Below are 10594 nucleotides of genomic sequence, written 5' to 3'. Positions count from 1 at the left end.
TCTACCCGGGCCGCAGCGACCACAACGACCACGCACTCCCCCTCAAAAAGCGGGTCCGGTGCGCCCAGCCCTGCTCCCCATCCCCCTCGGGAGACCACTGCGAAGCTTCGGGCACCGTGGCCTGTCGCCGCGGCGATGAACCATCACGCCCCTACCTCGTGACAACCCGTCACCACACCACAAGCAGTGGACCAGAACCCGAGAACGGGAGGCACCCGCCCGCGGAGGGCACGGCGCGACGGCTACTGCGGCCTCCGCCCGTAGCCAGCGCTTTTGCCGGGGCCGCCGTAGCGCGGTCGACGGCGGCCCGCCGGCCACCACTGCGGTGCTGTCCGTTCTCGGCTCTGGCACAACTTCTGTGACGCCATCACTGGCCGTCACGACAACGGGGTTCTTTTCCGCAGGAGTTGGAAGCAGCGGCCGAACATCTGTGCCGGGGTGCGGCCGACGCCTGTGGTTCGGCGCCTGCCCATGGACTTAACCCTGACCTGCACCGCTTCCAACTCCTTCGCCGTCCGGCTGAGTACGCGTACTCAGGTGTTGGCTGCCAGACTCCTCCATGCTGGGGCGCGAACGCCGTGGTGGACCGCCCGCACCGGTGCGTCGGCCAGGCCGGCCAGGGCCCAGGGCAGGGCACGGATGCGGGCTTCGTGCTCCCGCCAGTCGTAGGAGCGGGCCCAATGGGAGATCAGGTCCGCGAGGCGGTCACCGTCGACACCGCGCGACGTGTTCCGTGCTGATCATGCTCGGTCGTCCTCTCGTTCGCTCGAAACATCTCTGATGTCCGTGTCCCGGCGATGTTCCCGGGACGCCTTCTCCGGGACAACTGCCCGGAGGGTGTGAACGGCGACGGATGACCTCCCTGGCCCGGACCGAGACCTTGTGTCAGCACCGCGTTCACGGGTTCAGCGGCTCTCGCCGTCGTCCGTTCCCGCGTCCTGCAGCAGCGCGATGAGTGGGGTTGCGGCCCCGCCGGTATCGCTCTATGAGCCAGTCCTTCAGGGCGGCCTCGTGCCCGGCCGTGATGCCGCGCAGGCGGGAGGCGCCCTCAAGGAAGGTGCGATCCTGACGATCTTCCGGTCGATGGCTCGACGAGTCCCACGACGATCAACGACCATGGGTCGCCCGCGAGGTCGGTGCCGTTGTCGGTGGCTTCACCGCGGCGTACATGATGCTGACCCGCGAGCGCTGGCAGCTGATGAGCAAGGGGGCCGCTGCACGGAAGCCTTCCATCGGCCGCTCGCGCTGGCAGTGCAGACCGGCCCGCCCCGCTAATCGGCGCGGAGAAGTGGGACGAACGCAGCCTCGTCAAGCCGGGCAAGAACTACGGCTGGCCGATCTTCCCACCGTACGGACGGACGCCGGGACACCGGCGGGCGCGACCTGCGCGGACACCGGTCTCCGACCACAGGCTCCCCATGGCCGACTGGTCGCATGAGCGATGACGAGCAGCAGCCGGCCCCGCGCCGCGGCAAGGTCCTGGAGGCCCTCGCGCGGGCGGAGCGGAAGGTGTTCACCCGGCCCGCGCCGAAATCAGCGAAGGCTCAGATGGAATACCTCTACACGCGCGCCAAGCGGTCCACGAAGGCCCTCGCCGAGCGCCTGGGCATCTCGACCCGCACCGTGCGGCGCTACCGCGCCGGACAGCTGACGACACCCCGGAAACGCCTCCAGGCCGTGCTGGTGGAGGAGGCGGAATCCGAGTGGCAACCGCAGGTCAGAGCACGGGCATGCGAGAGGCGGCCACCGTCAGCGGCATGATGGTAGAGGTGACCGTGTACTTCGGATTCACCTGCACGGGCAGCTCGGACGATGGCCGCGAGCGCGCCATCACCACGGCTTACCCACCTATGCGAAGCAGATCCTCGAACTCCAGGAGGCTGGTGCGACGGAAGAGGACCTGCGTCCGATCGTCGCCGAGGCCATCACCGAGTCGTATTTCACGGAATGGGGCACCCGCGCCGCTGGCCTGCGCGCGGATTTCACGCAGGTATCACAAATAGAGTTCCGGTTCTGGCCCGGTCGAATTCGGGACCTGCTAGAAACGTATCCGGCGGGCCGCCGTACAGCGCTCTGGCAGCGGCTCGTTCCTCAATCCGCATCACGAAAACGAGGCCGACGATGACCGCGCCCCGGCGCACCGCCCGCAGTCCGCTCGCCCTGCGCGTCACCGCGCCCCGCGAGCCGGTCGACCCCGCCCGCATCAGCCGCCGCGTCGTCCGGTGTCGGGCGAAGGGCATGGACGCCGGCGCCATCGTGGCGGCCCTCGAGGACGCGCGGTTCGACGCGCGGCACGAGGACCCGGCCTACAACACCCGCGGCCGGGCGGAGCTCGCGGAGTAGGAGCGCCTTGCCCAGCTGCTCGCCGCTGCGGCACCGGGCACCGTCTACGACCCGGACGTCGACGACGTCGTCCAGGCGAGCTCGCCGCCGACGCCGTGGCCGCCGCCGCCTGGGAAGCCGAGCTGCGCAAAGCCGCCCGGACCGCGGCCCACGCCGATGAGCTCCAGGCGCTGCGCGAGCTCGGCACGCTGGAGCAGACCGAGCCCCGCGACAGGGACGGAGCCGTCCGCGATGAACTCACCCGGCGCGCGGGCGGATACGTCCAGGCCGAGGTCGACGCCTGGCTCGCCCACGCCCTCGCCGCTCACCTCGGGCACTACCGCGACCCGGCCGCTCGTGAGGAAGCCGCCGGCCTCCTCACCCCGCCGGTCCTCGCGCACGCCGCGCTGCTCGCCGAACTCGCCCGCCTGGTCCCCACCGCCGCGCCCGGCGAGCTGGCGTTCGCGGCCCGGCTCGCCACCGCCGAACCCGAGGCCGCCGACCTCGCTGCGCTCCTCACCCGCGCCACCGAGCCGACCGGCACCGAAGGGAGCCCGGCATGACCCACGACCAGGAGCCGGAGGTCGTCGCCGTATGGCACACCGCCAGCGCCATCGGCCGCCGCTTCGAGAAGCTGCTCGCCGACGGCACCGTCTACGTGTGGACCGAGCCGCCGATCGGCGAGACGTACTACCCCGGCGAGGACGCCCCCGACTACAACCCGATCTGCCACTGCCCGCGCACGCCACGCGCGTTCTGCGTGGAGTGCACCGGCTGCGCCGACTGCGAGCAGTGCCGCTGCCCCAGCCCGGCGCTCCTGTGATCTCACCCTCGCGCAACCTCCCAGACCTCCCAGATCCCCGGGCGAGACCTGTGACAGATAGGGGAGCCTGGTGCCTGAAAATGCCCGATACGCCTGTGATGCCTAGGGCGCGGGGAGGCCGTTTCCACAGGTAGACGCGTTCCTGGGAGATGGCCTGTGACCCTGTGGCATAGCTGGGAGGTAGAGCCCACGATAATCTCGGATGGTGACTGTCACGCTGTCACATCCAGGGGGTGTCACGCACCTCCGTCCGGTCTGTCACGGCGGGTATTACGCGGCCGGTTTGGCCCGGAACCACGGGCCCGGACCCCGATCCGGGCCTCTTGCCTGATCAGCGTGACACGGCTCGCGCCCGGTTATCGTCCGCTCCTGAACAGTCCGGCCAGGCTGACCTGTGCCAGTGAACGTTGATCGATTGCCAGCGAAAGGCGATCAACTGCCTTCTGTGCCAGTTAGGGCTGGCTGTCTGTGGGCTTGCGACAGTGGAGGATGACCGCAGACGGCGACGATCACCCTGCTCGACGGGTCTGTAGTGTGCGGCAATGACAAGAAGCGAGCGGCTCGCGGAGCAGTTGGACTGGTACTGGCGCAAGAACCTGCGGCCACGGCTGGACGGTCTTACCGACGAGGAGTACTTCTGGGAGCCGGTGCGCGGCTGCTGGAGCATCCGCCCACGTGGTACGTCGGCCGCACCGGTGTCGGAAGGTTCGGGGGAATGGACGATGGACTCCGCGTCCCCTGCCCCGGTGCCGGCGCCGGTGACCACGATTGCCTGGCGGCTGGCGCACATCATCGTCTCGTGCCTTGGCTATCGGGTCGGATGGTACTTCGGCGGCCAGGACGTCGACTCCCAGACATTCGCCTACGCGGGGACCGCTGACGAGGCGCTGAAACAGCTCGATGATATGTATGGGAGATGGAACGCGGGGGTCCGCAAGCTCTCGGACGCTGACCTGGACAATCCGCCCACCGTGGGTCCCGAGCGGTTTCCCATGGAGAACAGGGTCCTGCACGTCAACAGGGAGCTGATCCATCATGGCGCCGAGATTTCCCTGCTGCGCGACCTCTACCGCTGGCAGGACGGAGCCGTACCGCACCGAATATGACTTTCGGTAACCGGCGATCGAGCTTCGGAAACTCACGTAGACTCCGTGACGCTCCATGGCTGCTGCCGCCGAGGGCCTCACGATGAACATCACCAAGGCCGCATCCCACCGCGCTCAACCTTCGGCGAGACTACTCAACCTTCCCTACGTTCTTCTTCGGGACACGACAGCGTCATCTTCCGTCGCCGATATGCCCTCTGGCGGCAGCGCTGGGAGCATGTCTAGCGCTGTGACCTGCGGCTTCCTTCTAGCATAGGGCCTGAGCAGACCGGGCAGCGCGATGATTCAAGGGATTCGTTGCGGGTCGGGGCGAGGGCGTCAGTCCTCGCCCAGACCGTTTTGGGTGGAGCCACAGGTCCCGGCCGGGACGTCGGCGACGGCGGTGTACGGGGTGTGCGGGTTGGCCGCGAGGGTGGCCAGGGCCTGGACCCGGCGGTGCTCGTAGTGGCGTTCCAGGAGCTGGGCCGGGGCGGCCAGGGCGCGTTCGGCGGCCCGGTGCCAGTCGGCCGAGGTCCACCGGTCTTCAGCGTGGTCGTCGGCGCTGCGGAGTGCGGTGCGGATCGCGCAGTGGAGGTGGTACGGCCAGATCGCGTAGGGATCTTCGGTGGCCATCGGCATCCAAGGCCGCGAAGGGAGCTTTGGTCACGGCGTTAGCGGCTGCGGCTATCGGCATTGCGGCGCCGATGTCGAGCGCGTCCAACGAGTCGACGTGGCATGAGGGGTGCCGGGGCTACTGGTACAGCACGTCCGGTCACGGCTACTGCTCCAACGCGACGAACGGCCCGTCCTACGGGTACTGGACGAATTACGACTGCGACTTCGAGATCGATGAGCAGCACCACGACAACCTGTACAGCGGGTACGTGGGCAAGTACGACACTTACGAGTGCACGTTCGAGATCAACAAGACGACGGTCAGTCCGTCGTCTGTCTGAGTAACGCTGCGGTGGGCCCGTCGTTCAGACGGTCCCACCCTGCAGTTCTTTGGGGATTCCACCACCAATGACGACTGATTCCATCGTTCGATTGACATCCCTTACACAGGGGTATAGCGGTCGGCGTATCATCGAGAACCTCGACCTTTCCATCAAGCCCGGTGTCACTGGGCTGTTGGGTCCCAACGGAGCAGGCAAGACGACGCTGTTCCGCACTCTCGCCACGATCGCGCCACCGCAGAGTGGGCAACTGGAGCTGTTCGGCAGCCCCGTAACCAACGAACGGACAGCACGGCGAGTCCGCCGCCGCATCGGCTACCTCCCTCAGGACTTCGGCTACTACCCGGCGTTCTCCATCGCCGACTTCGTCCGCTACTGCGCGTGGCTCCGTGAAGTCCCCTCCAAGCAGGCTGACTCGGCGACCAAGGAGGCACTGGCGGCCGTCGGGCTGGCCGACCGGGCTCGCGACCGCATGAAGTCGCTGTCCGGCGGCATGCTCCGCCGAGCCGGGATCGCCGCCGCGATCGTCGGATCACCCGCCCTGCTCCTGCTCGACGAGCCCACTGTCGGCCTCGACCCCGCGCAGCGCCTGGACTTCCGCAAGCTCATCCGCTCCCTCGCTCGTGCAGGGGCGGCCGTCGTCCTCAGCACACACCTGGTGGAGGACGTAGGAGCCGCCTGCGACACCGTCTTCGTGCTGAGCGACGGCCAGATACGCCACAGCGGCACTCCCCAGCAGTTGGCGGAACTGGCTACGCCGACCGCACCAGGAGACAGCCCTCTGGAACGCGGCTACATGGAGGCGCTGGGCAACAGCCGGCCGAGTCAGGAAACCCCATGCTGAACGCATACCGCATCGAACTGCGCCGCTCCCCCCTCCTCACCGCCTTCCCCGTGATGATCGCCGTGGACCTGTTGGTGCTCTTCGGACGGTCCCGGTACTGGGTCGGCGTGTGGCCCGAAGCCAGTGTGGCGGCTCAGGTCACCACCCTCTTCCTAGGGCCCGTCCTCGCGGGAGTCTCCGCCTGGCAGGCCGGACGGGCCTCCCGCGCGGGAATGCCCGAGAGCCTGCTCGCTGCCCCCCGGCCGGGCTGGCGAATCGAAGCCGCGCGGCTGTCCGCCACTCTCACCCTCGGCTTCCTCGCGTACGCGGTCGGAGGTCTCACCGCAGCGGCCGTCTCGTTCGCGGACGCAGGTCCCGGCTTCCTGTGGCCGTCCTACCTCCTGCTGGGCGCCTCGACCCTGACCGTCTTCGCATCCGTGGGACACCTGGCCGGTCGCTGGTGGCCCTCCGCCGCATTCACACCCGTCGTCTGCTCACTGGGCTGTTTCATCAGCATGCTGGCCCTGCCCTTCAAGTTCAACGTTCTCGCCGGGCCGCCTGATACCCACCTGCGCCCGCTGCCGGTTGCCGTCCGGCTCCTGTGGGCTCTCGCCCTCGCGGTGCTCGCGGTGACCGCCCCACCGTTCCGTAGGAGCGCCGAGCGCCAGATGCCCCGCTGGGGAACCCCTGCTCGCATTCGAGGTGTCGCCGTCGTCTCGGCAGCCACGTCCTTCCTCGCGCTCGCTGCCGTGCCGGCCTCAGGCGAACTGCGTGAGGAACGACCGTCATCAGCGATTGCTCCGCTGTGCGACCGTGCCGATCACAACGCTCCGCGAGTGTGCGTGTGGCCAGAGCACCGAAAGTACCTGCCCGAGCTGACCCGAATGGCCCAGCGGCTGAACCAGCCAGTTCAGCCCTGGATGAAGGCACCCGACGAGTTCCACGAATTCGGATTGCGACGGACCAAATGGGGGGACCGCGGGTTCGATATCACCGAAGGGCACGTACGCACAGCCGCGATTGCCATGGCCGACCAGGTGTTCACCGAGTCGTTCGGCCTCTGTCAGCCACCCCGCAAAGATCGGCAGTCCTGGCAGGCCATGGAAAACATCAGATTCTGGCTTGAGTACCGCTCCATGGGCCAGGACCCGGCCGTCGCCGACAAGGGACTCCACCTTGAAGGAGTAGGAATCTCGGCCGCTCAGCAGGAGGCAACCAAGGCCGACCGGATGCCTTCAGCCGAGCAGCGAAACTGGCTCACCCAGGAGCGCAGCAAGATCGACCTGTCCTGGTGTAAGCCCGATGAACGCTACTGACCTGCTCCGCTATGCGAAAGTCCACCGAGGACTGGCCATCCTTGCGGGAACGGCCGCCGTTGCCCTTGTCTCAGCGTTCTTCGGAGGTACCCCTATAGCACTCCCCTCCATCGGGAGCGGGGGAATCAGAACAGGCGTGCCCTTCCGGCACGAACTGCCACTCCTGTCGGCCGTCTTCCTCACCGCTGCTCTCGACGGACCGATGTCCACACAGGACGAAATGGGTGCGCCTCAAATGCACCGCTTCCGCGCCGCGTACTGCACCGTACTCACACTGATGGCTTGTTCCGTCTCCTTCGGTGCAGAAGCAGTCGCCATGGGCTATGAAGCAGGAGTGGTCTTCGTCCGCTCCTTGTTAATTTGGTTCGGCCTTGCCCTAATCTCTGTCAGATTGCTGGGGCACCAACTGGGCTGGGCCATTCCCCTGGGGTCGGCCTTCTTCCTCATCTGGTACCCCCGCAGCCGGTGGGACTGGACGGCCCACCCGGCCACCGACCTGTTCAGCTGGGCTGTCGCCGCGACCGCTTTGTTCGTGGGTGTCGGTGCGGCCGCAGCAACTGAGTGGCGGAGGAAGACCTTCCTCCGCCACAGATAGCCCCGCCCCGCCCTATGTCCACCTCAACGACCCGAACCCGCAGTAGTCACATCATTGGTCGGCAAGTCCTGGGCGGGCACGACAGCTCGGCCGCGGGCACGGGTGCGTGGAGCTGGCGTGGCTGCCAAATAAACAACCCCGGCCCCGCTTCTCTGTCCGTATGAGCCTCGCCGACCTTCGCGCTGCACGGCCTGTTCCCAACGACGACGGGGGCACCGAGAAGGCGCGGGAGAAGGCGTAGGAGAACGCGGCCGGGGAGGAATAGCCGAGCAGCGCCGACACCTGCGTCACGGACTTGTGGCGCAGCAGCGGGATGGCGGCCAGCAGTCTGGCCCTGGCCCGCCAGGCTGCGGGGACCATCGCGCGCACCGTGGCCTCATCGAGGGCGCGACCGGGCCGGCGGCTGGACACGCTCGTTCACCGGAAGCCCTTACTTCGCCTCGTCGGCCTACTGGCTCACCGAGATCGAGGACCGCAACGGCAACCGGATCGTCTTCGGGACGGCGCCCAGCTCGCCGAACAGCACACCGACGGCATATCCCTGACCTGGGACTACCTGGGGCAGCACCCTCTGGCCCAACGCGAGACCAAATCCGCGGACCAGCAGCAGGCCACTCGACCGGCGCTTCTTCGCCATCGTCACCGACCTCACTGGCGCCCCCAGCGAGCTCATAGCCCCCGACGGCACCCTCGCCTGGCGCGCCCGCAGCACCGCCTGGGGCGCCACCCAGTGGAACCGCGACTGCACCGCCTACACACCCCTGCGCTACCCGGGCCAGCACTTCGACCCGGAAACCGGCCTGCACTACAACGTCAACCGCTACTACGACCCCCACCTGGGCCGATACCTCACCCCAGACCCCCTCGGACTCGCGCCCGCCGCCAACCACTACGCGTACGTCCCCAACCCCTTCACCCTCACCGACCCGCTCGGCCTGGCCGGCTGCACCGCCGACCCCACCTGGGGCGGCAAGGTCGTATGGGTACGCGACGAACATGGCCGCCCCTACGAGATGCACGCCACCATCACCCAGGACATGCTCGGCGAGGGAACCGATGCAAATCCCTCGATACGGCCGCCCGGTTTCGTCGACGGACGCGTACACAACCAGGCACGAGGCCACATGCTGGCCAAGGTACTCGGCGGGTCAGGCGACCACCCGGATAACCTGTTCACCATTACCCAAAGGCCAACTAGCTCCCCCGAAATGAGAGATCTGGAGCTACAGATCCGGGACGCCGTCCGGGGCAGCAGCGACCGCCCCGGGGAGATCGTCCAGTACAGCGTCTACCTTGAGTACGCTGACAACGAAGCAACCTCCGTGCCCAGCCACGTCTACATGGAAGCGGACGGTAGCCGCGGCTTCCGCCTCGACCGAAACTTCCCCAACCCCGACCAGGCCACACAGATGATCCGACGCAGGGACGGAATCGAATGACCCCCCTCCAACGCCTCACCGAGCTTTGCCCACCGCCCGCCCCTGTGCAGCCACCAGTGGACTGGGAAAGCGTCGAATCCGTCCTCCAACTGCGGCTTCCCGAGGACTACAAGCAGCTCACCGCTGCCTACGATCCCGGACGCTTCGCCAACTTCCTGTGGGTCTACGACCCACGTCACACCTCCGTCCACGTCAACCTGCTCGGCCCGGCCCAGGACCGCACCCGCGCGCAGGTACGTGACGACTACGCCCGGGGAATCTACCCGGCCCCCGTCGATCCGGAGCTCTTGCTTCCTTGCGGTGGCACGGACAACGGCGAGGACATCTTCTGGATCACCGATCCAAAGGACGATCCCGACGCCTGGACCATCGCCGTCAATGAAGCACGCGGACCGCGCTGGTATACCTTCGACGGAGACCTGACCCAGTTCCTGGTCGCCGTACTCAGCGGCACCACGACCGTCCCGCAGTTCCCCGGGGGACTCTTGCACGGTGACATCGACTTCAAGCCCTCACGCCTCGACCAATGGTCCCCGCCCCTGCCGCCTGAGACCACGCCCGTCAGCACCGACGAAATCCGCAACTGGGCGCGCGCCAACGGGTACGACGTACCGATGCGAGGACGCATTCCCGCCGAAGTTCGGCACGCCTGGGAGCAGGCGCGCAAGAGCGATTGATCACCACGGAGCGGCGGGGGTCAGCGAGCAGCGGATGCCTCGGACGTGACGGCCAGACCGTGGGCCAAGAGTCGAGGACAGGCAGGTCTGTGCTTAGGCAGTTTCGTTTGGATCAGTCGGTCGTTGGTCCGGTTGTGCCGTTGTCTGATGCGCAGTGGGGCGCGGATCGAGCCGTTGCTCCCGGACCGGACACCGAAGCGGGGTGGCCGCTGGCGAGACCACCGTGAGGTGATCGACGCGATCGCCTACAAGTTCCAGACCGGCACCCAGTGCGTGCACCTGCCGGAGAAGTACGGCACCTGGCCGGGCGTCTACAACCGGTTGCGGATGTGGGCCGTCGACGGCACGTGGGAGCGGGTGTTCACCGCCCTGGTGGCCCAGGCCGACGCGGACGAAGACGTCAGCTGGGCCGTGTCCGTGGACTCCACCATCGTGCGCGCTCACCAGCACGCTGCCGGGGCCCGCAAAAAGGGGCCCCGGCCGGCGAGCCGGACGATCACGCCATCGGCCGGTCCCGCGGCGGACTGACCACGAAGATCCACCTCGCGGCCGACGGCT

At 67.7% G+C, this 10594-nt stretch carries 13 protein-coding genes and 4 pseudogenes; 13 read left to right on the top strand and 4 right to left on the bottom strand.

Annotated elements, in window-relative coordinates:
• Window positions 1-533 precede the first annotated feature (533 nt).
• Window positions 534-719, bottom strand: a pseudogene (locus tag AQJ11_RS47535) (epoxide hydrolase N-terminal domain-containing protein); the annotation flags it as partial.
• Between the two features lie 715 nt (window positions 720-1434).
• Between AQJ11_RS47535 and tpg the strand changes: the two are divergent.
• From tpg to AQJ11_RS40370, 5 genes are all read left to right on the top strand, one after another.
• A complete protein-coding gene (gene tpg / locus AQJ11_RS52960) occupies window positions 1435-1761 on the top strand; it encodes a telomere-protecting terminal protein Tpg (RefSeq protein WP_398781406.1) in 327 nt (108 codons plus the stop codon).
• A gap of 360 nt (window positions 1762-2121) precedes the next feature.
• Window positions 2122-2343, top strand: a complete 222-nt coding sequence (locus AQJ11_RS50185; protein WP_063807748.1) for a hypothetical protein — start codon at window positions 2122-2124, stop codon at window positions 2341-2343.
• Window positions 2344-2438: 95 nt separating this feature from the next.
• Complete coding sequence (locus tag AQJ11_RS40380; protein WP_244218605.1) at window positions 2439-2885, top strand: hypothetical protein; 447 nt, start codon at window positions 2439-2441, stop codon at window positions 2883-2885.
• Window positions 2882-3145, top strand: a complete 264-nt coding sequence (locus tag AQJ11_RS40375) for a hypothetical protein (RefSeq protein ID WP_059266730.1) — start codon at window positions 2882-2884, stop codon at window positions 3143-3145. The genes AQJ11_RS40380 and AQJ11_RS40375 overlap by 4 nt, the downstream gene beginning before the upstream one ends.
• Before the next feature lie 542 nt (window positions 3146-3687).
• Window positions 3688-4251 (top strand): DinB family protein, encoded by a 564-nt coding sequence (locus AQJ11_RS40370; RefSeq protein WP_059266729.1) that lies wholly within the window; start codon window positions 3688-3690, stop codon window positions 4249-4251.
• Window positions 4252-4569: 318 nt separating this feature from the next.
• Here AQJ11_RS40370 and AQJ11_RS40365 read toward each other — a convergent pair whose 3' ends face one another.
• A complete protein-coding gene (locus AQJ11_RS40365; RefSeq protein WP_059266728.1) occupies window positions 4570-4863 on the bottom strand; it encodes a hypothetical protein in 294 nt (97 codons plus the stop codon).
• A gap of 71 nt (window positions 4864-4934) precedes the next feature.
• Here AQJ11_RS40365 and AQJ11_RS40360 point away from each other — a divergent pair, with 71 nt between their 5' ends.
• From AQJ11_RS40360 to AQJ11_RS40345, 4 genes are all read left to right on the top strand, one after another.
• Window positions 4935-5186, top strand: coding sequence for a hypothetical protein (locus AQJ11_RS40360; protein ID WP_159061799.1), 252 nt, complete (start codon window positions 4935-4937; stop codon window positions 5184-5186).
• Window positions 5187-5253: 67 nt separating this feature from the next.
• The gene (locus tag AQJ11_RS40355) at window positions 5254-6030 is read left to right on the top strand and encodes an ATP-binding cassette domain-containing protein (protein WP_208616740.1); all 777 of its coding nucleotides are present in this window, start codon (window positions 5254-5256) and stop codon (window positions 6028-6030) included.
• Entirely contained in the window at window positions 6024-7325 is a 1302-nt protein-coding gene (locus AQJ11_RS40350; RefSeq protein WP_059266726.1) for a DUF7224 domain-containing protein, read from the top strand. Before AQJ11_RS40355 ends, AQJ11_RS40350 begins: the two co-directional genes overlap by 7 nt.
• Window positions 7312-7920, top strand: coding sequence for a hypothetical protein (locus AQJ11_RS40345; RefSeq protein ID WP_059266725.1), 609 nt, complete (start codon window positions 7312-7314; stop codon window positions 7918-7920). The genes AQJ11_RS40350 and AQJ11_RS40345 overlap by 14 nt, the downstream gene beginning before the upstream one ends.
• Before the next feature lie 195 nt (window positions 7921-8115).
• On the opposite strand, the pseudogene AQJ11_RS47530 reads toward AQJ11_RS40345, so the two are convergent.
• Window positions 8116-8274: pseudogene (locus tag AQJ11_RS47530) on the bottom strand (helix-turn-helix domain-containing protein); the annotation flags it as partial.
• Between the two features lie 94 nt (window positions 8275-8368).
• The gene (locus tag AQJ11_RS52560; protein ID WP_167360903.1) at window positions 8369-8557 is read right to left on the bottom strand and encodes a hypothetical protein; all 189 of its coding nucleotides are present in this window, start codon (window positions 8555-8557) and stop codon (window positions 8369-8371) included.
• Between AQJ11_RS52560 and AQJ11_RS52555 the strand changes: the two are divergent.
• From AQJ11_RS52555 to AQJ11_RS40325, 4 genes and pseudogenes are all read left to right on the top strand, one after another.
• Window positions 8556-8798: pseudogene (locus AQJ11_RS52555) on the top strand (RHS repeat-associated core domain-containing protein); the annotation flags it as partial. The gene AQJ11_RS52560 and the pseudogene AQJ11_RS52555 overlap by 2 nt on opposite strands.
• Before the next feature lie 135 nt (window positions 8799-8933).
• On the top strand, window positions 8934-9359 hold the full coding sequence (locus AQJ11_RS52550; protein ID WP_244218603.1) for a DNA/RNA non-specific endonuclease: 426 nt from the start codon (window positions 8934-8936) through the stop codon (window positions 9357-9359).
• Window positions 9356-10036, top strand: coding sequence for an Lsr2 family DNA-binding protein (locus AQJ11_RS40330; RefSeq protein ID WP_244218602.1), 681 nt, complete (start codon window positions 9356-9358; stop codon window positions 10034-10036). Before AQJ11_RS52550 ends, AQJ11_RS40330 begins: the two co-directional genes overlap by 4 nt.
• A gap of 147 nt (window positions 10037-10183) precedes the next feature.
• Window positions 10184-10594 (top strand): annotated as a pseudogene (locus AQJ11_RS40325) (IS5 family transposase); the annotation flags it as partial.

Source organism: Streptomyces corchorusii (assembly GCF_001514055.1).
In the GTDB taxonomy this organism is placed as follows: domain Bacteria; phylum Actinomycetota; class Actinomycetes; order Streptomycetales; family Streptomycetaceae; genus Streptomyces; species Streptomyces olivaceoviridis.
The sequence above is the reverse complement of the archived record's forward strand: the minus strand, read 5'-3'. Positions and strand labels throughout refer to the sequence as shown.

Coding starts and splice junctions, on each gene's coding strand:
- tpg (WP_398781406.1), top strand. CDS start 1,435: ATGAGCGATGACGAGCAGCAGCCGGCCCCGCGCCGCGGCAAGGTCCTG.
- AQJ11_RS50185 (WP_063807748.1), top strand. CDS start 2,122: ATGACCGCGCCCCGGCGCACCGCCCGCAGTCCGCTCGCCCTGCGCGTC.
- AQJ11_RS40375 (WP_059266730.1), top strand. CDS start 2,882: ATGACCCACGACCAGGAGCCGGAGGTCGTCGCCGTATGGCACACCGCC.
- AQJ11_RS40370 (WP_059266729.1), top strand. CDS start 3,688: ATGACAAGAAGCGAGCGGCTCGCGGAGCAGTTGGACTGGTACTGGCGC.
- AQJ11_RS40365 (WP_059266728.1), bottom strand. CDS start 4,863: ATGGCCACCGAAGATCCCTACGCGATCTGGCCGTACCACCTCCACTGC.
- AQJ11_RS40360 (WP_159061799.1), top strand. CDS start 4,935: ATGTCGAGCGCGTCCAACGAGTCGACGTGGCATGAGGGGTGCCGGGGC.
- AQJ11_RS40355 (WP_208616740.1), top strand. CDS start 5,254: ATGACGACTGATTCCATCGTTCGATTGACATCCCTTACACAGGGGTAT.
- AQJ11_RS40350 (WP_059266726.1), top strand. CDS start 6,024: ATGCTGAACGCATACCGCATCGAACTGCGCCGCTCCCCCCTCCTCACC.
- AQJ11_RS40345 (WP_059266725.1), top strand. CDS start 7,312: ATGAACGCTACTGACCTGCTCCGCTATGCGAAAGTCCACCGAGGACTG.
- AQJ11_RS52560 (WP_167360903.1), bottom strand. CDS start 8,557: ATGGCGAAGAAGCGCCGGTCGAGTGGCCTGCTGCTGGTCCGCGGATTT.
- AQJ11_RS52550 (WP_244218603.1), top strand. CDS start 8,934: ATGCACGCCACCATCACCCAGGACATGCTCGGCGAGGGAACCGATGCA.
- AQJ11_RS40330 (WP_244218602.1), top strand. CDS start 9,356: ATGACCCCCCTCCAACGCCTCACCGAGCTTTGCCCACCGCCCGCCCCT.